This is a genomic window from Streptomyces sp. NPDC030296, assembly GCF_055572815.1.
On record NZ_JBVICQ010000015.1, the window covers coordinates 148959 to 170321 of the forward strand.

At 71.4% G+C, this 21363-nt stretch carries 20 protein-coding genes; 13 read left to right on the forward strand and 7 right to left on the reverse strand.

Features of this window, described 5'->3' with window-relative positions; genetic code table 11:
* Positions 1–217 precede the first annotated feature (217 nt).
* The 10 genes from ACZ4Z3_RS34790 to ACZ4Z3_RS34835 all read left to right on the forward strand — a co-directional run bounded on the left by ACZ4Z3_RS34790 (position 218) and on the right by ACZ4Z3_RS34835 (position 8691).
* A complete protein-coding gene (locus tag ACZ4Z3_RS34790; protein WP_468504791.1) occupies positions 218–1156 on the forward strand; it encodes a Rossmann-like and DUF2520 domain-containing protein in 939 nt (312 codons plus the stop codon).
* Positions 1153–2145, forward strand: a complete 993-nt coding sequence (panC, locus tag ACZ4Z3_RS34795; RefSeq protein WP_468504792.1) for a pantoate--beta-alanine ligase — start codon at positions 1153–1155, stop codon at positions 2143–2145. Before ACZ4Z3_RS34790 ends, panC begins: the two co-directional genes overlap by 4 nt.
* Positions 2142–3857 carry an L-aspartate oxidase gene (locus tag ACZ4Z3_RS34800; protein ID WP_468504793.1) on the forward strand — a complete coding sequence of 572 codons (1716 nt, stop codon included), beginning with the start codon at positions 2142–2144 and terminating at the stop codon, positions 3855–3857. Before panC ends, ACZ4Z3_RS34800 begins: the two co-directional genes overlap by 4 nt.
* A gap of 5 nt (positions 3858–3862) precedes the next feature.
* Complete coding sequence (gene nadC, locus ACZ4Z3_RS34805; protein WP_390953306.1) at positions 3863–4849, forward strand: carboxylating nicotinate-nucleotide diphosphorylase; 987 nt, start codon at positions 3863–3865, stop codon at positions 4847–4849.
* A 15-nt stretch (positions 4850–4864) separates the two neighbouring features.
* Positions 4865–5662, forward strand: coding sequence for a type III pantothenate kinase (locus ACZ4Z3_RS34810; protein ID WP_468504794.1), 798 nt, complete (start codon positions 4865–4867; stop codon positions 5660–5662).
* A gap of 379 nt (positions 5663–6041) precedes the next feature.
* Complete coding sequence (locus ACZ4Z3_RS34815; RefSeq protein ID WP_468504827.1) at positions 6042–6740, forward strand: hypothetical protein; 699 nt, start codon at positions 6042–6044, stop codon at positions 6738–6740.
* A gap of 19 nt (positions 6741–6759) precedes the next feature.
* Positions 6760–6936 (forward strand): hypothetical protein, encoded by a 177-nt coding sequence (locus ACZ4Z3_RS34820; RefSeq protein WP_468504795.1) that lies wholly within the window; start codon positions 6760–6762, stop codon positions 6934–6936.
* A gap of 113 nt (positions 6937–7049) precedes the next feature.
* Positions 7050–7520: a BlaI/MecI/CopY family transcriptional regulator gene (locus ACZ4Z3_RS34825; RefSeq protein WP_468504796.1), complete on the forward strand. Its 471-nt coding sequence runs from the start codon at positions 7050–7052 to the stop codon at positions 7518–7520.
* Between the two features lie 9 nt (positions 7521–7529).
* The gene (locus ACZ4Z3_RS34830) at positions 7530–8069 is read left to right on the forward strand and encodes an amino-acid N-acetyltransferase (RefSeq protein ID WP_055522484.1); all 540 of its coding nucleotides are present in this window, start codon (positions 7530–7532) and stop codon (positions 8067–8069) included.
* 286 nt (positions 8070–8355) lie between these two features.
* Positions 8356–8691, forward strand: coding sequence for a histone-like nucleoid-structuring protein Lsr2 (locus tag ACZ4Z3_RS34835; protein WP_055538663.1), 336 nt, complete (start codon positions 8356–8358; stop codon positions 8689–8691).
* Here ACZ4Z3_RS34835 and ACZ4Z3_RS34840 read toward each other — a convergent pair.
* Positions 8670–9302 carry an SCO3374 family protein gene (locus tag ACZ4Z3_RS34840; protein WP_468504797.1) on the reverse strand — a complete coding sequence of 211 codons (633 nt, stop codon included), beginning with the start codon at positions 9300–9302 and terminating at the stop codon, positions 8670–8672. The two genes, ACZ4Z3_RS34835 and ACZ4Z3_RS34840, sit on opposite strands and share 22 nt — an antisense overlap.
* Positions 9303–9765: 463 nt before the next feature.
* Between ACZ4Z3_RS34840 and ACZ4Z3_RS34845 the strand changes: the two genes are divergently transcribed.
* Both ACZ4Z3_RS34845 and ACZ4Z3_RS34850 read left to right on the forward strand, forming a co-directional pair.
* A complete protein-coding gene (locus ACZ4Z3_RS34845) occupies positions 9766–12291 on the forward strand; it encodes an ATP-dependent Clp protease ATP-binding subunit (RefSeq protein ID WP_055538661.1) in 2526 nt (841 codons plus the stop codon).
* Between the two features lie 728 nt (positions 12292–13019).
* Positions 13020–13628: a M23 family metallopeptidase gene (locus ACZ4Z3_RS34850; RefSeq protein WP_468504798.1), complete on the forward strand. Its 609-nt coding sequence runs from the start codon at positions 13020–13022 to the stop codon at positions 13626–13628.
* 25 nt (positions 13629–13653) lie between these two features.
* Here ACZ4Z3_RS34850 and ACZ4Z3_RS34855 read toward each other — a convergent pair whose 3' ends face one another.
* The gene (locus tag ACZ4Z3_RS34855) at positions 13654–14310 is read right to left on the reverse strand and encodes a TetR/AcrR family transcriptional regulator (RefSeq protein WP_468504799.1); all 657 of its coding nucleotides are present in this window, start codon (positions 14308–14310) and stop codon (positions 13654–13656) included.
* A gap of 166 nt (positions 14311–14476) precedes the next feature.
* Here ACZ4Z3_RS34855 and ACZ4Z3_RS34860 point away from each other — a divergent pair, with 166 nt between their 5' ends.
* On the forward strand, positions 14477–16156 hold the full coding sequence (locus ACZ4Z3_RS34860) for an MDR family MFS transporter (RefSeq protein WP_468504800.1): 1680 nt from the start codon (positions 14477–14479) through the stop codon (positions 16154–16156).
* A 52-nt stretch (positions 16157–16208) separates the two neighbouring features.
* On the opposite strand, the gene cseC is transcribed toward ACZ4Z3_RS34860, so the two are convergent.
* The 5 genes from cseC to ACZ4Z3_RS34885 form a co-directional block, all read right to left on the reverse strand.
* Positions 16209–17846 carry a two-component system sensor histidine kinase CseC gene (gene cseC, locus ACZ4Z3_RS34865; protein WP_468504801.1) on the reverse strand — a complete coding sequence of 546 codons (1638 nt, stop codon included), beginning with the start codon at positions 17844–17846 and terminating at the stop codon, positions 16209–16211.
* A gap of 14 nt (positions 17847–17860) precedes the next feature.
* Positions 17861–18568 (reverse strand): two-component system response regulator CseB, encoded by a 708-nt coding sequence (gene cseB / locus ACZ4Z3_RS34870; protein WP_468504802.1) that lies wholly within the window; start codon positions 18566–18568, stop codon positions 17861–17863.
* Between the two features lie 59 nt (positions 18569–18627).
* A complete protein-coding gene (locus ACZ4Z3_RS34875; protein ID WP_468504803.1) occupies positions 18628–19308 on the reverse strand; it encodes a hypothetical protein in 681 nt (226 codons plus the stop codon).
* On the reverse strand, positions 19296–19847 hold the full coding sequence (locus ACZ4Z3_RS34880; RefSeq protein ID WP_055524060.1) for a SigE family RNA polymerase sigma factor: 552 nt from the start codon (positions 19845–19847) through the stop codon (positions 19296–19298). Before ACZ4Z3_RS34880 ends, ACZ4Z3_RS34875 begins: the two co-directional genes overlap by 13 nt.
* Before the next feature lie 394 nt (positions 19848–20241).
* A complete protein-coding gene (locus tag ACZ4Z3_RS34885; protein WP_468504804.1) occupies positions 20242–21165 on the reverse strand; it encodes an HhH-GPD family protein in 924 nt (307 codons plus the stop codon).
* Positions 21166–21363: the final 198 nt, after the last annotated feature.

The window sequence follows — 21363 nt, forward strand, 5'->3', positions numbered from 1 at the left end:
CGCGTGTGCCGTCGTGTGCTCCGCCGCGTCAGTCATTTCCTGATCATCCCGCGCCCCGCCCCCCGGGGACACGGATTTCACACCGCCGTGACCTGCGGACATTCCACGCGGAAACCCACAGCCTGTGGACAACCGATCGACCCCCGAACCAATCGCGTTAACATGACGAGAAATCGTCCGGTACCCGGAGCGGACTGGAACGGGAAGGCCACCGCGAGTGAGTACATCTCAGCAACCAGAGCCGAAGGACCGCCCCGCGCGGCTCACCGTCGGCGTCGTGGGTGCCGGCCGGGTCGGCCCGGCGCTGGCCGCGTCGCTGAAGCTCGCGGGACACCGCCCGGTGGCCGTGTCGGGGGTCTCCGACGCCTCGCGGCGACGCGCCGCCGAGCTGCTGCCCGACGTGCCGCTGATGCCCCCGGCCGACGTACTGCGCCACGCCGACCTGGTCCTGCTGACCGTCCCCGACGACGCCCTGCCGGGCCTCGTGGAGGGCCTCGCAGAGACCGGGTCCGTCCGGCCGGGGCAACTGCTCGTGCACACCTCCGGGCGGTACGGCGCGAAGGTGCTGGACCCGGCGCTGCGGGCCGGGGCGCTGCCCCTCGCGCTGCACCCCGCGATGACGTTCACCGGGACCGCCGTGGACGTGCAGCGGCTCGCCGGGTGCTCGTTCGGGGTCACGGCGCCCGAGGAGCTGCGGCTGGCCGCCGAGGCGCTGGTGATCGAGATGGGCGGGGAGCCCGAGTGGATCGCCGAGGCGAACCGCCCGCTCTACCACGCGGCCCTCGCCCTCGGCGCCAACCACCTGGTCACCCTGGTCGCCCAGTCCATGGAGCTGCTGCGCACGGCCGGCGTCACGGCCCCCGACCGCATGCTCGGCCCGCTCCTCGGCGCCGCCCTCGACAACGCCCTGCGGTCCGGGGACGCGGCCCTCACCGGCCCCGTCGCGCGCGGGGACGCGGGCACGGTCGCCGCGCACATCGCCGAGCTGCGCGCGCACGCCCCCGCCACCGTGGCCGGGTATCTGGCGATGGCCCGCGCCACCGCCGACCGGGCCCTCGCCCACGGCCTGCTGAAGCCGGAGCTCGCCGAGGACCTCCTCGGGGTACTCGCGAACGGAGCGGGCGGGACCACCGGGACCGAAGGGAACGCCGGATGACCACCACCGTGCTGCGCACCGCCGACGAACTGCACGCACGCACGCGTGCGGGCCGCCGCGCCGTCGTGATGACCATGGGCGCCCTGCACGAGGGCCACGCGACGCTGGTCCGCACCGCCCGCGAGATCGCGGGAGCCGAGGGCGAGGTCGTCGTCACCGTCTTCGTGAACCCCCTCCAGTTCGGCGCGGGCGAGGACCTCGACCGCTATCCGCGCACCCTGGACGCCGACGTCAAGCTCGCCGAACAGTGCGGCGCCGACGTCGTGTTCGCGCCCGGCGTCGACGAGGTCTACCCGGGCGGCGAACCCCAGGTCCGCGTCACCGCCGGCCCCATGGGGGAACGCCTGGAGGGCGCCTCCCGCCCCGGCCACTTCGACGGCATGCTCACCGTCGTCGCCAAGCTGCTCCACCTCACCCGCCCCGACGTGGCGCTCTACGGCCAGAAGGACGCCCAGCAGCTCGCCCTGATCCGCCGCATGGTCCGGGACCTCAACTTCGGCGTGGACGTCGTCGCCGTCCCCACCGTCCGCGAACCCGACGGGCTGGCCCTCTCCAGCCGCAACCGCTACCTGTCCGCCCAGGAACGCCGCACGGCCCTCGCCCTCTCCCAGGCCCTGTTCGCGGGCCGGGACCGGCACGCCGCACAGGAGGCGCTCCGCGCGCGTGCCCGCGAAGTGCCCGCCACGCGTGCGCGTGCGGAGGCCCTCAGCGCGCTCGGCGAGTCCCGCGCGGCCGCCGACGCCCACGCCATGGCCAAGGCCGCGCCCGGCGGCCCCGCCGCCGTCCGCGCCGCCGCCCGGCTGGTCCTCGACGAGGCCCTGCGCATGAAGCCACCACTGGAACTGGACTACCTGGCCCTGGTGGACCCGTCCGACTTCACCGACATCCCCGACGACTTCACCGGTGAAGCCGTCCTCGCCGTCGCGGCCCGGGTGGGGACGACCCGGCTGATCGACAACATCCCGCTGACCTTCGGAGCCGCCTCGTGAGCAGCACAGGCATACGACTGCACGCGCCCGCACCGGGCTGGTCCATCGCCGCCGACGTGGTCGTCGTCGGCTCCGGCGTCGCCGGCCTCACCGCAGCGCTGCGCTGCGAGGCCGCCGGCCTGGACACGGTCGTCGTCACCAAGGCCCGCCTCGACGACGGCTCCACCCGCTGGGCCCAGGGCGGCATCGCCGCCGCACTCGGCGAGGGCGACACCCCCGAACAGCACCTGGACGACACCCTCGTCGCGGGCGCCGGCCTGTGCGACGAGGACGCCGTACGCCTCCTGGTCACGGAGGGCCCCGACGCCGTGCGCCGCCTCATCGCGACCGGCGCCCACTTCGACGAGTCCGAGGAAGGCGGCCTGGAGCTGACCCGCGAGGGCGGCCACCACCGCCGCCGCATCGCCCACGCGGGCGGCGACGCCACCGGGGCGGAGATCTCCCGGGCCCTCGTCGAGGCGGTACGCGCGCGTGGACTTCGTACGGTCGAGAACGCGCTCGTCCTGGACCTCCTGACGGACGCCGAGGGCCGCACCGCCGGTGTCACCCTGCACGTCATGGGCGAGGGCCAGCACGACGGCGTGGGAGCCGTCCACGCCCCCGCCGTGGTCCTCGCCACCGGCGGCATGGGCCAGGTGTTCTCCGCCACCACCAACCCGTCCGTGTCCACCGGCGACGGCGTGGCCCTCGCCCTGCGCGCGGGCGCCGAGGTCTCCGACCTCGAATTCGTGCAGTTCCACCCCACCGTGCTGTTCCTCGGCGCGGACGCGGAGGGCCAGCAGCCGCTGGTGTCCGAGGCCGTGCGCGGCGAGGGCGCCCACCTGGTCGACGCCGCGGGCACCCGCTTCATGCTCGGACAGCACGAGCTGGCCGAACTCGCGCCCCGGGACATCGTCGCCAAGGGCATCATGCGCCGGATGCAGGAGCAGGGCGCCGAGCACATGTACCTGGACGCCCGGCACTTCGGCGCCGACATGTGGGAGCACCGCTTCCCCACGATCCTCGCCGCCTGCCGCGCCAACGGACTCGACCCCGTCACCGAGCCCATCCCGGTCGCCCCGGCCGCCCACTACGCCTCCGGCGGCGTCCGCACCGACTCCCACGGCCGTACGACCGTCCCCGGCCTGTACGCCTGCGGCGAGGTCGCCTGCACCGGCGTCCACGGCGCCAACCGGCTCGCCTCCAACTCCCTCCTGGAGGGCCTGGTCTACGCCGAGCGCATCGTCGCCGACATCGCCGCCGCCCACGCCGAGAACGGCCTCCACGCGCGCGTGCCCCAGCCCGTCCCGTACGCCGAGCAGCCCGCGCACCCGCTGCTCGCCCCGGAGATACGGTTCGCGATCCAGCGGATCATGACCGACGGCGCCGGCGTCCTGCGTTCCGAGGCCTCCCTGGCGACCGCCGCGGCGGCCCTGGACCGGCTGCACGCGGAGGCCCGCGACGCACTCGCCGAGAACGGCAAGACGGCCGAGCCCGGCGTCGACACCTGGGAGACCACCAACCTCCTGTGCGTGGCCCGCGTCCTGGTCGCCGCCGCCCGGCTGCGCGAGGAGACCCGCGGCTGCCACTGGCGCGAGGACCACGCCGACCGCGACGACACCGACTGGCGCCGCCACATCGTCGTACGGCTCAACGCGGACCGCACGCTCGCTCTACACACCACGGATACCGCAGACTTCCCCCCTACCCGGCCGCATCACCAGGAGCAGTGACAGACGTGAGCACCCCCGAACTTCCCCTCGCCTCCGCAGGCGGCTGCGGCGACGGCTGCGCCTGCGGCGCCGACGACGGCCTCACGGGCGAGGAGTACCTGGAGTGCGGGCTCGACCCCGCGCTCGCCCAGCTCCTGGCCGACGCCGGACTCGACCCCGTCGAGGTCGAGGACATCGCCAACGTCGCCATCCAGGAGGACCTCGACCACGGCGTCGACGTCACCACCGTCGCCACGATCCCCGAGGACGCCCGCGCCACCGCCGACTTCACCGCCCGCGAGGGCGGCGTCGTGGCGGGCCTCAGGATCGCCGAGGCGGTCCTGTCGGTGGCCTGCTCCGACGAGTTCGAGGTCGAGCGCCACGTCGACGACGGCGACCGCGTGGAGGCCGGGCAGAAGCTCCTCAGCGTCACCGGCGCCACCCGCGACCTCCTCACCGCCGAACGCAGTGCCCTGAACCTCCTGTGCCGCCTCTCCGGGATCGCGACCGCCACGCGCGCGTGGGCGGACGCCCTGGAGGGCACCAAGGCCAAGGTCCGCGACACCAGGAAGACGACGCCGGGGCTGCGCTCCCTGGAGAAGTTCGCCGTCCGTTGCGGCGGCGGCGTCAACCACCGCATGTCGCTGTCCGACGCCGCGCTCGTCAAGGACAACCACGTGGTCGCCGCCGGCGGGGTCGCGCAGGCCTTCAAGGCCGTCCGCGAGATGTTCCCCGAGGTGCCCATCGAGGTCGAGGTCGACACCCTCCACCAGCTCCGCGAGGTCGTCGACGCGGGCGCCGACCTGATCCTCCTGGACAACTTCACGCCCCTGGAGTGCGAGGAGGCCGTCGCCCTCGTCGCCGGCCGCGCGCTGCTGGAGGCATCCGGCCGCCTGACCCTCGCGGGCGCCAAGGCGTACGCGGACACCGGCGTCGACTACCTGGCCGTCGGGGCCCTGACCCACTCGTCCCCGATTTTGGACATCGGCCTCGACCTGCGCGCGGCCGAGTAGGGACGGGGACCGGCCATGCTGCTGACGATCGACGTGGGCAACACCCAAACCGTCCTCGGACTGTTCGACGGCGAGGACATCGTCGAACACTGGCGCATCTCCACGGACTCGCGCCGCACCGCCGACGAACTGGCCGTCCTCCTCCAGGGCCTCATGGGCATGCACCCGCTCCTCGGCGAGGAACTGGGCGACGGCATCGACGGCATCGCGATCTGCGCGACGGTCCCCTCGGTGCTGCACGAGCTGCGGGAGGTGACCCGGCGCTACTACGGGGACGTCCCGGCGGTCCTCGTCGAGCCCGGAGTGAAGACCGGAGTGCCGATCCTCACCGACAACCCCAAGGAGGTCGGCGCCGACCGCATCATCAACGCGGTCGCCGCGGTCGAGCTGTACGGCGGTCCCGCGATCGTCGTCGACTTCGGTACGGCGACGACGTTCGACGCGGTCAGCGCGCGCGGCGAGTACGTGGGCGGTGTCATCGCCCCCGGCATCGAGATCTCCGTCGACGCGCTCGGCGTCAAGGGCGCGCAGCTCCGCAAGATCGAGGTCGCCCGGCCGCGCAGCGTGATCGGCAAGAACACGGTCGAGGCGATGCAGGCGGGGATCGTCTACGGGTTCGCCGGGCAGGTCGACGGCGTGGTGAGCCGCATGGTCCGCGAGCTGGCGGACGACCCCGAGGAGGTGACGGTGATCGCCACGGGTGGGTTGGCGCCGATGGTGCTGGGCGAGTCCTCGGTGATCGACGAGCACGAGCCGTGGTTGACGCTGATCGGGTTGCGGCTGGTGTACGAGCGGAACGTGTCACGCCTGTGAGGGGGGCGTCGGGCGCCTTGTAGCTCGGGGCCGCGGGTTCGTTGGCGGGTGCGGGTGGTTCGCGGTTCCTCGCGCAGTTCCCCGCGCCCCTGGAAAAGCAGGGGCCTGCGGCCCCGTGCTTTTCCGGTGAAGGGCGGGCCGAAGGCCGTTCCCTTCAGGGACGCGGGGCGGTGACACATGCGGCTTGGCCGCGTGGGCGCGACCAGCCCCGCTTACCCGCGGTCGCCAACGGACCCGCACCCCCGGCCCGGAAGGCGAACGGCGTTCAAGATCCCCCCACGCGAGTGGTCCCCCGCGCCACGCGCCCCACGCGGGCCTCTTTTGTCTGATTAGCGCGTATCGTCGCCGCATGCCCACGCCCCACGGAACCCGCGGCGGCATGGCGTTCGGCGCCGAGGAGCTGCGTGTGCTCCGTCGTGCCCTCGCCCTCGCCCTGAACCCCAGTCCCGCTTCGGCGGAGGACGTCCAGGACTGCCTCCGGCTCGCCGAGTCCGTCGACGAGGCGACCCGCGAGGACGCCCGTCTGAGGGCCTTCCTGCTGGCCGACCTCACCCGCTACCGCGCCGCGCTCCCCGGCACGGCCACGGGCTACGTGGCCCTGCTGGAGGAGGTCCTGGACACCGGGTACCGCCCCCAGCCGGACGACCTCGCGGCGCTGCGTGCCCTGCGCGGCAGCCCCGCGGCAGCCGCGCTGCTGGACCGCTGCCGCTCCCTCGCGGAGCGGGACGTGCGCGCCCGCTTCGCGGGACGCGCGGCGCGGACGGTGGTCGTCCCGGCCTCCCGCTCCGGCGTCGGCGCCGACGCCCACGGGCGCGGCCGGCTCACCGCCCTGCCCGGCGGCCTGGCCGCGCGGGCGGCACACGCGCGTGCGTCCGACGAGGAGCCCGCCGAGCAGCCTCCGAAGCCGGCCCGGCCCGCCCGGCCCGCGCAGCCCGCCGACAAGCCGGGCCCCGTGCCCCGGCCCGACGCGCCCCGGCCGGGCCGCCGGCCCATCCCCACCCCGGGCGAGGTGTTCCCGCCCAAGCGGAAGCCCGGCGCCCCGCCGGCGAACCCGCCCCACCAGCTGGCAGCCGTCTAGCCCTGGCTACCCTGGACGCATGGACTACGTCTCCGCGCTGCTGCCCCCCTTCGTGATGGCCGCACTCTTCATCGGTGTGATCAGGGTGATCGTGAAGACCCAGGGCGGCCCCAACAAGGCCAAGGAGGACGCGGCCGTCGACGCCGCGCTCGCGAGCGCGGACCGCGCCCGCCCGGCCTCCGACGGCGACCGCTGAGGCTCACCGCCCCCCGCCTCGCACCTCAACGGCGTACGACTCATGTGCTTTTCGAGTCGTACGCCCTTTTTGTTCACCTCCTCCGGATATCGTGAGGAACTGTGCCTCGCCCATTGGGAGAACTCGAAGACGCGGTCATGACGCGGGTGTGGAAGTGGAACCGCCCGGTGACCGTTCGGGAAGTCCTGGAAGATCTACAACAGGAACGGTCCATCGCGTACACGACGGTGATGACCGTTCTGGACAATCTCCATCAGAAGGGCTGGGTCCGCCGGGAGGTGGAAGGCCGGGCCTATCGATATGAGGCGGTCTCCACGCGCGCCGCCTACGCGGCCGCTCTCATGAACGAGGCCTGGTCGCAGAGCGACAACCCGGCGGCCGCTCTCGTCGCCTTCTTCGGGATGATGAGCGAGGAACAGCGGCAGTCCCTCACCGACGCCGTACGCATCGTGCAAGGTCCCGAAGCGCTCGCGCCACCCGCCCCCGATGCCGAAACCCCTGCCGAAACCGGCGCCGAATCCACCGAATCGTCCGGTGAAACAAGGGGCACCCCCGGCCAATCCCCGGACCACCACGGGCGATAGCGTCCGCTCATGCCAGCAGAGAGTCCCGAAGTCACCGCTAAAGCCCTCACCGTCCGACGGGCTCGGACCAGCGATGTCCCGCACGTACGCCGGCTCCTCGACTCCTACGTCCAGCGCCGCATCCTGCTCGACAAAGCGACGGTGACGCTTTACGAGGACATCCAGGAGTTCTGGGTGGCGGAGCGGGGCTCCGGCGCGGACGCGGAGGTCGTGGGCTGCGGGGCGCTGCACGTGATGTGGGAAGACCTCGCGGAAGTCCGCACTCTCGCGGTGAACCCGGAGGCGAAGGGACTCGGGGTCGGTCACCGGTTGCTGGAGAAGTTGCTGGAGACCGCTCGCTGGCTGGGTGTTCGCCGGGTTTTCTGTCTGACCTTCGAAGTCGAGTTCTTCGCGAAGCACGGCTTCGTGGAGATCGGCGAGACGCCCGTCGACACCGATGTCTACGCGGAGCTGCTGCGTTCCTATGACGAGGGCGTCGCGGAGTTCCTCGGTCTCGAACGAGTGAAACCGAACACCTTGGGCAACAGCCGGATGCTTCTGCATCTGTGATCGTCGGGCGATCGCGGAACCCCGGGCTTCCGAAGGGGGCTCTAGCGGTATTCCAGTGAGGGCGCCTTGCCCGGGTTCCCTATGTCCGAAACGCGCATGTTTTCGGTCCGTCCCGGGCTCCCCGTCTCTCCTCGCCCTCTCCCCGGTCTCTCCCAGGGGTTTGTGTTTTTCCTGGAAAAGCGGTTTGCTTTCCGACGTACTGCAGTACTGCATATAACAGGGGACGTGAAACAGCGGCGGGCGCCGCAGGTCCTCGGCCCCGTAGTTATCGATGAAAGGAAATCCGGTGGCACAGAAGGTTCAGGTCCTTCTTGTCGACGACCTCGACGGCGGCGAGGCGGACGAGACCGTGACGTTCGCGCTGGACGGCAAGACGTACGAGATCGACCTCACGACCGCCAACGCGGACAAGCTTCGCGGCCTTCTCGACCCCTACGTCAAGGGTGGTCGGCGTACCGGAGGCCGTGCTGCTGGCGGGCGCGGCAAGGCCCGTGCCGCTTCCGGCGGCAGCCAGGACACCGCGGCCATCCGCGCCTGGGCGAAGGAGAACGGCCACGAGGTCAACGACCGCGGTCGTGTCCCCGCCGCCATCCGCGAGGCCTACGAGAAGGCCAACGGCTGAGACTCGGACGGTCCGGTGCTCGCGCGCCGCAGCCGGACGCGGTGGCAGTGCGTCGCCACCGTGTCCACCACCCGTACGAGGTCGGGGGTGCCCGCGGCGCCCCCCAACGCCGACATCGTCGGCAGCGAGGCTTCGACCTCGCGTCCCGGCTCGGGGGGCCGCAGCCATACGGCGGCCCCCTGTGAACCGGTGCCCTCCGGCCTGCCCCCGCGCCCCGTGGACCCGTCCGGCGGCGCCGGCGCCTCGATGTGACCGCCCGTTCCCACGGCTGTGAGGTCCAGGTCGAGGCCGCCCCAGTCCAGCCACTCCAGCAGTCCCGGCACCTCCTCGGCGCCGCCCGCCGCGACCAGCAGCCACATCCGCCCGTCGCGCACGGCCACCGGCGAGCCCGGCCCGGGAATCGGGCCCAGGTGCCGCAGCGCCGCGCACCCCGCCTCCGCCGGCACGTCGAGCACATCGAAGCGCAGCCCCGTAATGACGTGTACGGGCGTCCCGGGCACGGTCGCCCAACCGAGATCGTTCTCGTACCACTGCCGAACCGCCTCGCACGGGACATCGCCCGAGATGTCGCTCGGGTCGAGCGGTCGGCGAGGAAGGGGGACGATGGCCATGTCAGCAGCAACCGCACAAAGGGGCCCGGAGTTACGCTGGGTGTCGCCGCGGATGCACAGGGTGCAGGGAAAGGGGGCGTTCAGCGGTGGGTAGCGACGCAAGGATGTTCGCCCTTAGCGGAGGGAACCGGTGCACCCGGCATGGAGTGTCAGTCCCTACGGGTAAGACATCCCTAGTGGGAGGGGGCGACACGCAGCAAAGGGCGTCTCACGTTCGCCATCGGCGTACTGATGGTGAGGGTAACTGCCTGGCCTGCGGGAACATCGTCTCGCACCATCGGGTTGGAGCAGATGTCGGCGTTCGGGACCCAGGAGGCAGCAACTTCTGTCTCCGCGAGAGCGGAGGTGAACCGGACGGTGTCGGCAGTTGGAATGAGCGGTCCCCGCTTGCGGGACTAAGCTGCGGAAGGACAGAGAGGGGAGCGTCCCCTTACTGCCTGACCGCTCTGAGGAGCGATTAACGATGTTCGAGAGGTTCACCGACCGCGCGCGGCGGGTTGTCGTCCTGGCTCAGGAAGAAGCCCGGATGCTCAACCACAACTACATCGGCACCGAGCACATCCTCCTGGGCCTGATCCACGAGGGTGAGGGTGTCGCCGCTAAGGCCCTGGAGAGCCTCGGGATTTCGCTCGAGGCGGTCCGCCAGCAGGTGGAGGAGATCATCGGTCAGGGCCAGCAGGCCCCGTCCGGCCACATCCCCTTCACCCCCCGTGCCAAGAAGGTCCTGGAGCTGTCGCTCCGCGAGGCCCTTCAGCTGGGCCACAACTACATCGGCACGGAGCACATCCTGCTCGGCCTGATCCGTGAGGGCGAGGGTGTCGCCGCCCAGGTCCTGGTCAAGCTGGGCGCAGATCTCAACCGGGTGCGGCAGCAGGTCATCCAGCTGCTCTCCGGCTACCAGGGCAAGGAGACCGCCACCGCCGGCGGTCCCGCCGAGGGCACCCCCTCCACGTCCCTGGTCCTCGACCAGTTCGGCCGGAACCTCACCCAGGCCGCTCGTGAGTCCAAGCTCGACCCGGTCATCGGGCGCGAGAAGGAGATCGAGCGGGTCATGCAGGTGCTGTCCCGCCGTACCAAGAACAACCCGGTCCTGATCGGTGAGCCCGGCGTCGGCAAGACCGCCGTCGTCGAGGGCCTCGCCCAGGCCATCGTCAAGGGCGAGGTGCCCGAGACCCTCAAGGACAAGCACCTCTACACCCTGGACCTCGGCGCGCTGGTCGCCGGCTCCCGCTACCGCGGTGACTTCGAGGAGCGCCTGAAGAAGGTGCTCAAGGAGATCCGCACCCGCGGCGACATCATCCTGTTCATCGACGAGCTGCACACGCTGGTCGGTGCGGGTGCCGCCGAGGGCGCCATCGACGCGGCCTCCATCCTGAAGCCGATGCTGGCCCGCGGTGAGCTCCAGACCATCGGTGCGACCACGCTGGACGAGTACCGCAAGCACCTGGAGAAGGACGCGGCCCTGGAGCGCCGCTTCCAGCCCATCCAGGTCGCGGAGCCGTCCCTGCCGCACACCATCGAGATCCTCAAGGGTCTCCGTGACCGGTACGAGGCCCACCACCGCGTCTCCATCACCGACGAGGCCCTCGTCCAGGCCGCCACCCTGGCCGACCGGTACATCTCGGACCGCTTCCTGCCGGACAAGGCGATCGACCTGATCGACGAGGCCGGTTCCCGGATGCGTATCCGCCGGATGACCGCGCCGCCGGACCTCCGCGAGTTCGACGAGAAGATCGCCGGTGTCCGCCGCGACAAGGAGTCCGCGATCGACTCGCAGGACTTCGAGAAGGCCGCCTCCCTGCGCGACAAGGAGAAGCAGCTCCTCGCCGCCAAGGCCAAGCGGGAGAAGGAGTGGAAGGCCGGCGACATGGACGTCGTCGCCGAGGTCGACGGCGAGCTGATCGCCGAGGTCCTCGCCACGGCCACGGGCATCCCGGTCTTCAAGCTGACCGAGGAGGAGTCCTCCCGCCTGCTGCGCATGGAGGAGGAGCTCCACAAGCGCGTCATCGGCCAGGACGACGCCGTCAAGGCGCTGTCGAAGGCGATCCGCCGTACGCGCGCCGGTCTGAAGGACCCGAAGCGCCCCGGTGGTTCGTTCATCTTCGCCGGCCCGTCCGGTGTCGGTAAGACCGAGCTGTCCAAGGCGCTCGCCGAGTTCCTCTTCGGTGACGAGGACGCGCTGATCTCCCTCGACATGTCGGAGTTCAGCGAGAAGCACACGGTGTCGCGTCTCTTCGGTTCGCCCCCCGGCTACGTGGGCTACGAGGAGGGCGGCCAGCTGACCGAGAAGGTCCGCCGCAAGCCGTTCTCCGTCGTCCTGTTCGACGAGGTCGAGAAGGCCCACCCGGACATCTTCAACTCGCTGCTGCAGATCCTGGAGGACGGTCGTCTGACCGACTCCCAGGGCCGGGTCGTGGACTTCAAGAACACGGTCATCATCATGACGACCAACCTCGGCACGCGGGACATCTCCAAGGGCTTCAACCTGGGCTTCGCGGCCTCGGGTGACACGAAGACCAACTACGAGCGCATGAAGAACAAGGTCTCGGACGAGCTGAAGCAGCACTTCCGGCCCGAGTTCCTCAACCGTGTGGACGATGTCGTCGTCTTCCCGCAGCTCACCCAGGCCGACATCCTGCGGATCGTCGACCTGATGATCGGCAAGGTGGACGAGCGCCTCAAGGACCGGGACATGGGCATCGAGCTCTCCCAGTCCGCGAAGGAGCTGCTGTCCAAGAAGGGCTACGACCCCGTGCTGGGCGCCCGGCCGCTGCGCCGGACCATCCAGCGCGAGATCGAGGACACGCTCTCCGAGAAGATCCTCTTCGGCGAGCTGCGCCCCGGTCACATCGTGGTCGTCGACACGGAGGGCGAGGGCGACACCCAGACCTTCACCTTCCGCGGCGAGGAGAAGTCGGCACTGCCCGACGTCCCGCCGATCGAGCAGGCGGCCGGCGGCGCGGGGCCGAACCTGAGCAAGGACGCGTAGTCCGCTGCGCGAGGCCTGAGCGTTCAAAGGGGCTGCCCCGGGACTTCGGTCCCGGGGCAGCCCCTTTTTCGCGTGGAGGGCGACATGGGGGCGCAGGTTCGGAAAGCGCTGCGGGAAGTCGACGGGCGAATTCTCCAGGGCAGGTGGGCGTGTGGGCCTTCACCCACCACTGTTGTCCGAGTTCGCGCGGAGCGGTGTGCTTGAGTGCGGTTCTGGTGAATCGCGGATACTCCGGTGTGAAGTGTGGCCGGCCTTTCCGGACTCGGAAGGCTATTCAAGGTCGGCCAGGTGAGCCGAAGTTCGGTCAGCGTCCGGTCTCCGCGGAATTCGGTTGTCCCGGAGCGTCGACGACACGGTCTCCGAGCGCGTAGTCCGGGTCACATTCGGGTCGGGGTTCTCGGGCGGGGGCGGTGACATGGGGCATAGGGCCTGCGTCACGTACTAGGTGGAATAGTTGCAGGGCAGTGATGGGGCAAAACGGACTTTTGGTGCGTTGTTTGGGTGGGTGTGGGTTGAGGTGCTGGGCTTCGGGCGTTTTGGGGGTTGAGGTGACGAGTGGGGGGACTGGGGGTTTGTACGGCATTGCGTCGTAGATAGGCGGTTTTGGGTGGCGGGGGAAGTGCGGGTACCAAGGGACATGCCATTCGGCGGTCGCAGTCGAGCGCCGGGTGGTCTTCGTGTGCCTCCCGAGGCACCGGTCCCTGTCTCCGTCCCCCGTGAGGTCACCCATGTCGCAGCGCGTTCGCTCCCCCCGTACCCGTATGTCCGCCCTTCGTGTCCGTGCCGCCGTCGTGGCCGCCGGAGTGGGAGTCTCGGGTGTGCTGGGCGTCGGGGTCGCGGCCGCGGCCGGCGGTGCTCAGAGCGCCGGCACCGTCCAGACCTCGGGCGTCGCCCAGGCCGCCGCGGCCAAGAAGGCGACCTCGTGGGTCACGCCCGTCAAGGGCTACAAGCTCAGCGCCAGCTACGCCCAGGCCGGCAACATGTGGAACTCCACGCACAGCGGCCAGGACTTCGCCGTCAAGAGCGGTACGGCCGTCTTCGCCGCGCACGGCGGCACCGTCGTGAAGGCCGGCGGCAACGGCGCCGGTGACGGCCCCGCGTACGGCAACGCCGTCGTCGTCAAGCACGGCAACGGCACGTACTCGCAGTACGCCCACCTCTCCCGGGTCCAGGTGAAGGTCGGCCAGATCGTGAAGACCGGGCAGCGCATAGCCCTCTCCGGCAACACCGGTAACTCCAGCGGGCCGCACCTGCACTTCGAGATCCGTACGACCGCCAACTACGGCTCCGCCGTCGACCCCGTCGCCTTCCTGCGGGGCAAGGGCATCACCCTCTGACCGACGCGGTGTGGCCCCTCGGCCCTCAGGCGCCCGGCGTGCCCGTGTGGGCCTGGGTGACCAGATCGATGGCGACCTCCAGGACGGCCTTGCGCTTGTCCTCGGGGTCGCCTTCGACGTCCCGGAGGACGAACATCCCGGCGTGCATGGTGAACAGGGCGCTGATGCAGCGGACCTGGTCGGTCAGGGCGGCGTCCGGCTCCTTGATGGTGTCGATCAGGCGCAGCATGCGGTCCTTGAACGACTCGCCGACGCTCAACTCCCGTACCGTCGCCTGGTTCTCCTGCATGAAGCGGAAGAGGGGCGCCACGTCGGCCAGGGCCTCGCTGTAGCGGCGCAGGATCTCCCGCTTGGTGTCGAGGGTGCGCGGCTGGTGGTCCGCCCACTCGATCAGTTCGTCGATCGGGCGCTGGAGGTCCTGGAAGAGGCTGACGAGGATGTCCTCCTTCGTCTTGAAGTGGTAGTAGAGCGCCGCCTTCGTCACCTCCAGACGCTCGGCGATCTCTCGGAGCGAGGTCTTCTCGTAGCCCTGCTCGGCGAAGAGTTCGAGGGCGACGTCCTGGATGCGCTGACGGGTGTCCCCGCGGCGATGCCGTTTCGGCGCCGCGCCGACAGGCGTCACGCCGGTGGGCGTGGGGGCGGGGCCGGCGGGCGTCTCGCCGTCGGCTGTCGTCTCGCTCATCCTGCTACTCCTCGTCGCCGCGACCCCGGTTGCGGGTCAAGCCTCTGCCAAGCCCGCCGAACTTACTTGACGACCGGCTAGTTGGGGGCCTAGTTTCCCCAAGTGTAGTCAACTAGCCGGGCGGCAAGTAAGTACGGAAGCGGTCCGGGGGGAAGGAAGGACCGCCATGAGCGCGGACACCGAGAAGGAAGCGACCAGAGGGGCCGGCGGGGCCGGAGGGGCGGTGGGCGCCGCCGCCGCCGTGACCGCCGCCGTGGCCGACGAAGACGTCCGTGACGCGGTCCCCGGAGGGTCGCCAGGCCGTTCCGGCGAGGGTGACGGCACGAAGGAACCGCAGCCGCGCAGTGTGCGTGTCGTGCTGTTCGCCCTCATGATCGCGATGCTGCTCGCGATGCTCGACAACATGATCGTGGGCACCGCGATGCCGACGATCGTGGGCGACCTCGGAGGGCTCTCACACCTGTCGTGGGTGGTGACCGCGTACACGCTCGCGACCGCCGCCTCCACTCCCATCTGGGGCAAGCTCGGCGATCTCTACGGCCGCAAGAGCATCTTCCTGACCTCGATCGTGATCTTCCTGATCGGATCGGCGCTCAGCGGCATGGCCCAGGACATGGGCCAGCTGATCGGCTTCCGTGCCCTCCAGGGCCTCGGCGCCGGCGGACTCATGGTCGGCGTCATGGCGATCATCGGCGATCTGATCCCGCCGCGTGAGCGGGGCAAGTACCAGGGCATGATGGCCGGAGTCATGGCCCTCGCGATGATCGCGGGGCCGCTGGTCGGCGGGACCATCACCGACCACTGGGGATGGCGCTGGTCCTTCTACATCAACCTGCCGCTGGGCGTGGTCGCGCTGGCCGCCATCAGTGTCGTCCTGCATCTGCCGAGGCCGTCGCGCGAGGCGCGGTCGGCGCGGAGCATCGACTACCTGGGCGCGGCGCTGCTGACCGTCGGCATCACGGCGATCGTGCTGGTCACGACGTGGGGCGGCACCGAGTACGCATGGGGGTCGGCCGTCATCATGGAGCTGACCGCGATCGGTGTGGCCGCGCTCGTCGGGTTCCTGTTCGTGGAGACCAGGGCGGCCGAGCCGGTGATGCCGCTGCACATCTTCCGCAGCCGGAACTTCACCCTGATGTCCCTGATCGGGTTCATCACCGGGTTCGTGATGTTCGGCGCGGTCCTCTTCCTCCCGCTCTACCAGCAGTCGGTGCAGGGCGCGTCCGCGACCAACTCCGGGCTGTTGCTGCTGCCGATGCTGGGCGCGATGCTCGCGGTGTCGATGGTCGCCGGGCGCGTGACCACGGGCAGTGGACGCTACAAGGTCTTCCCCCTCGTCGGCGGCGTCCTGATGATCGCGGGACTCTTCCTGCTGGCGCAGATGGACACCGGGACGAGCCGGGTGACATCCGGGGTGTTCATGGCGGTGCTCGGCGCCGGAATGGGGTGCCTGATGCAGATCACCATGCTCGTCGCGCAGAACAGCGTCGAGATGAAGGACATGGGCGTCGCGTCCTCCACGACCACGCTGTCCCGGACGCTCGGGTCGTCCTTCGGCGTCGCGATCATGGGCGCGCTGTTCAACAGCCGGGTCCAGGACGTCATGGCCGAGCGGGCCGGGGCGCTGGGGGCCAAGGTGACCGAGCAGTCCGCGCAGCTGGACGCGGCGAGCCTGGCGAAGCTGCCGGTGCCGGCACGGGAGGCGTACCAGTTCGCGGTGGCCTCCGGCACGCACTCGGCGTTCCTGCTGGGCTCCGTGGTGGCCGTCCTCGCGCTGGTGGCCGCGGTGTTCGTGAAGGAGGTGCCGCTGCGGGGAGCCGGGGGGCCGCCCGTGGCGGGGGAGTAGACAAAGCCGACGGCAGCGTCTCGTGAGGGGCAGGGGCTCGCGACCCTGCCCCTCAGGCTGTCGTCTCGCCCGACATCGGCAGCATCGGGTAGCTGCCCGTGTTGGTGGGGGCGTGTTCGGGGAGCCAGAGGACGGCCACGGCGCCCTCCGCCGGTACGGAGTCCGGGGCGCCGGGCGGGCGGACGTTGCGGAAGGTGAGGCGGGCGCCGAGGACCCGGGCCTGACCGGCGGCGATGGTGAGGCCGAGGCCGTGGCCCTGGCCGGCGCGGTCCGAGGCGCCGGTACGGAAGCGGCGCGGGCCGTCGGCCAGCAGCTCCTCGGGGAAGCCCGGACCGTGGTCGCGGACCCGGATGACCCGCCCCTCGACGGACACCTCGATCGGCGGCCTGCCGTGCTTCGCCGCGTTGGCCAGCAGATTCAGCAGCACCCGCTCCAGGCGGCGGGGGTCCGTCGTCACCTCCGACTCATGGACCACCTGCACCCGCACACCCGCGTCCCGCGCGGCCACCCGTCGGCTCACGAACTCGCCCAGCATGATGTCCTGCAACTCCGCCCGTTCCGACGCGCCGTCGAGCCGTGCCACCTCCAGCACGTCCTCGACGAGCGTCCGCAGCGCCTGGGCCCGGTCGCGGACCAGCTCGGTGGGGCGCCCCGGAGGGAGCAGCTCCGCCGCGGTGAGCAGCCCCGTCACCGGGGTGCGCAGCTCATGGGCGATGTCCGCCGTCACCCGGCGCTCCGCCTCGATCCGCTGCCGCAGCGTGTCGGCCATGGCGTCCACGGCCCGCGCCAGCTCGGCGGTCTCGTCCCGCGTGACCCCGCCGATCGCGTCCTGCACCCGTACGTCGGTCTCGCCCTTGGCGACCTGGTTCGCGGCGGCCGCCGCTTTGCGCAGCCGGCGGGACATCCGCCCGCCGATGAGGACACCGAGGGCCGAGCCGCCGAAGACGACCGCGATCGAGCCGATGATCAGGGCCTGGTCGAGATCGCTCAGCACCGTCGAGCTGTGGTCGGTGTGCGTGTGCAGCGACAGCACCCGGTTGTCCTTCAACGGCACCGCCGCCCAGATGTCGGGCACCCCGTCGGGGCCCTCCGAGACATACGTCGCCCGGCGGCCCTCCATGACCTTGGCCAGCAGGTCCTGCGGGATCTCGGGGTCGTTGATCCGCACCCCGAACGCCCCCGACTTCAGCGGGCGCCCCGACTCGTACATGCGCTGGGCGACCTGGATGCGCTCGTCGGCCAGGTCACGGGCGTTGTCCAGCATCGACACCCGTGCCGCGTTGTGCACGACCAGGCTCAGCGCGATCGCCACCAGCGCCCCGACGAAGGCGATCGCGGCGCTGAGCTGCCAGCGCAGGCCGGTGCGCAGACCCGGGACCGGGCCCCCGGAGACCGCGTCGACGCCGTCGGCGGCACCGGCACCCGAGCCACCCGCCCCGGGCCCGCGCCCGCCGCCCGCACCCACACCGCTCCGGCTGCCACTGCCGCCGCCGCCCGCACCCACACCGCTCCGGCTGCCACTGCCGCCGCCGCTGCCCGCGCCGACACCGTTCCAGGCGCCCCCGCCCCGGCCGACTCCGACCCCGGCGCCCGGACCGCCCGCCGCACCGGTTCTCGGCCGGGCGGCGTCCGAACCGGCCCCGCCAGGTGCCCCCGGCCCCCGCCGTCCTCGTATCCCCCTCATGGCCATACCGGCGGCCCCGCTCAGGCCTTGAGCTTGTAGCCGAAGCCGCGGACCGTCTCGATGCGGTCCTGGCCGATCTTCGTGCGCAGTCGCTGCACATGGACGTCGACGACACGGGTGTCGCCGCCCCAGCCGTAGTCCCAGACGCGTTCGAGGAGCCTGTCACGGGACAGGACCGTGCCGGGAGCCGAGGAGAACTCCAGGAGCAGCCGCATCTCGGTCGGCGTCAGCGCCACCGGGTCGCCGGCCTTGCGTACCTCCATGCCCTCGGTGTCGACCACCAGCTCGCCGAAGGTGAGGACCCCGCCGCTGCCCGCGGACCCGTCGTCGTCGGCGCGGGCGTCGCCGCCGCTCGCGTGCCCGAAGCGGCGCAGCACCGCCCGGATCCGCGCGACCAGGACGGCGCCGTCGAACGGCTTGGTGACGTAGTCGTCGGCGCCCGCCTCCAGGCCGAGGACGACGTCGATGGAGTCGGCGCGCGCGGAGAGCATGATCACCGGGACGGTCGACTCGTCACGGATACGGCGGCACAGCGACACCCCGTCGAGGCCGGGGACCATGACGTCGAGGAGCGCGATGTCCGGCCGGTTCGCCCGGAACGCCTCCAGGCCCGACAGCCCGTCGGGCATGGCCGTGACCGCGAAGCCGTCCCGCTCCAGGGCGAGCTGGGTGGCCTCGCGGATGACATCGTCGTCCTCGACGAACAGGACGTGGGTCTGCTCTGCCATCCGGTCTTCTCGTCCGCTCTCGGTAGTGATCGGTGGGGTGGGGAAGGGCTGCGCCGGTGTCAGCGGAGTTCGGGGGTGGGCGACTCCGCGCCGCCCACCGAGGTGCTGTACTCCGTGCGCGTACTGGACCGTTCGACGAAGCGGTCCTTCAGCCAGCGGTAGGTGGTGACGTCCTCGCTGGAGGGATACGCGGACGGGTCGCCGTACCGGTCGTTCTCGTACAGCTGCCGGGTCACCAGCAGGTCTCCGCGGTCGATCTCCGCGTACACCGGCGGCTGTTCGGAGAGGAAGACGCTGCGGTACTTGCCCTTCTCCGAGCGGTACACGTACGAGGCCACGCCGACGGCGTCCGCGCAGGACAGCACGTTCACCACGATGTCGTCCGCCGAACCCCCGGTCAGGTCGCCGTAGATGACGTCGATCGGCGGCTTGTCGGCCACGCACGGCTCCAGGTCCGCCTTCACCGCCCTGCTGACCTGCGGGTCGGCCCGGACCAGCCGCACGACCTCGTCCACGCTCGGCTGGTCGCCGTGCGCCGAGGCGGAGGCGGCCGGTGACGGGGCGCCGGCCTTCAACGAGTCGCTGTCCGCCGGGCCCTCGTCGCGGGCGCCGGTGCCGCCCGTGCCGCAGGCGGAGACGGAAAGGCCGAGGGCGGCGAGCACGGCCACCGCCGTGATCACCGCCTTCGATGCCTGCCTGGCCCCTTTGTCGGGGCCGGCCGCTGTGCTCAGGCCGCGCAACGCTCCTGCTCCTTGTTCGGTGCGAGCGCGCGGGCGGCGCGCTCTGCGAGGTCCCGCGACTCCAGCTCCTCGCGGAGCCGGGCCAGCGCACGGTGGAGCGTGCTCTTCACGGTTCCGGCCGACATGCCGAGGGCGGCGGCCGTCTCCTCCGTGGACATCTGCTCCCAGTGTCGCAGCACCACGACGCTGCGCTGCTTCGGAGCGAGCACCTTCATGATGTCCATGAGGAGAGCGCGGTCCGCGTGCTGCTCGGTGGAGTCGTCGATGCAGGCGTCCGGGAGCTGCTCGGTGGGGACCTCCTCCAGCTTTCGGGCCCGCCACCACTCGGTCCGTGTGTTGATCATGACCCGGCGCAGATACGCGTCCGCCAGCCGCTTGTCCGCGATGCCGTCCCAGCGGCCGTACGTCCGGGCCAGCGCCGTCTGCAGCAGATCCTGGGCGTCCACCGGGTCCGGGACGAGCCGGCGGGCGCTGCGCAGCAGCGCGTCCTGCCGGGTGCGGACGTACTCCTCGAATTCGAGCACCTCGCCGTGCGCCATGATCAACCGCCTCCGTTCCCCGTTTGCCGACCCGCGCGCGGTCTGCGCCGTCGGTTCTCCGCTCCGTCGTGCCGCCGAACGCGTCCTGGTCGCGCGTTCCGCCGCCGCGTCCCGCTGGTTCGTTCGCGTGTTCCTGCGGTACGTCGAAGAAGCTACGGAGCTGTTGTCACGGAGGTGTCCGAGGCAGCCTGCGGAGAACGCTCGGCTGTCCGTCGGTTGTGTAACAGAAGTAGGAACGGGGTAAAGCGAGGGGCGATTCGGGGCGGGTATCGGGTGATTCGCCCCTGCGGGGCATGCCGGACGACCGTTACGGAGCCTGCCGCGTCCGCCCCGTGGAGCCCGCGGTAGGTCCGGCGCGGACTCCGGTCGGGCAGGCGTCGTCGGGTGACGACTGTCAGGTGAGGGGGAGTCGGTAGAAGCCGTCGGGGAGGGGCTCCACCAGTCCGTCGGAGACCAGGCCGTCGAGCGCCCGGGCCCGCTGCACCGGCTCGTCCCAGACCCGGTCGAGCACCGCCTGCGGTACGGGCTCCACCGCGTCCCGCAGTACGGCGAGGAGCTTGCCGCGCACCTGCCGGTCGGTCCCGGCGTACGTCTGGCCCCGACGCGCCGGCCCGTCGTGCGCGGGCTTCCCGGCGAGCCGCCAGGCGCACTGCGCGGCGATGGGGCAGTGGTGGCAGGACTCGTTCTTCGCCGTGCACACCAGCGCGCCCAGCTCCATCGACGCGGCCGCCCAGCGCGACGCCGTGCCCTCGTCCTCCGGCAGCAGGGCGCGCGCCAGCTTCCGCTCGGCGGCCGTCGTGGCGTTCGGCGGGTACTGCGTGCCGGTGACCGCGCGGGCGAGGACCCGGCGGACGTTCGTGTCCAGCACGGCGTGCCGCTGCCCGTACGCGAACGAGGCCACGGCCGCCGCCGTGTACTCCCCGATGCCCGGCAGCGCCAGCAGCTGCGCGTGGTCCCTCGGTACGTCGCCGCCGTGCCGTTCCGCTATGGCCGCGGCCGCGCCGTGCAGCCGCAGCGCCCGGCGTGGATAGCCGAGCCGGCCCCACGCGCGCACCGCCTCGCCCGGCGGTTCCTTCGCGAGGTCCGCGGGGCGGGGCCAGCGGGACAACCACTGCTCGTAGACCGGCAGCACACGGTTGACCGGTGTCTGCTGCAGCATGAACTCACTGACCATCACCCCCCACGGGCCGGCCTCCGGCCGCCGCCACGGAAGATCCCGCGCGTGCGTCTCGAACCAGGCGATCACCGGGGTGTGCAGGGGGGAGGCGGACGGGGTCGGGTCGACGGTGTTGGTCTGGGGCTTGGTGGGTGCAGTCATGGCACGTCCGATCCTGCCATGTCGCTCCGCTGGGGTGGTGGGGGCGCGGCGGAGGGGTGGGGGGCACCTGTTGTATGCCGGGTGCGGGTGGTTCGTGGTCTCTCGCGCAGTTCCCCGCGCCCCTGGAGGGACGGGCCTGCGGCCCGTCCTCCCCATGAAAAGCACGGGGCGCAGCCCGGTCGCTTTTCAGGGGCGCGG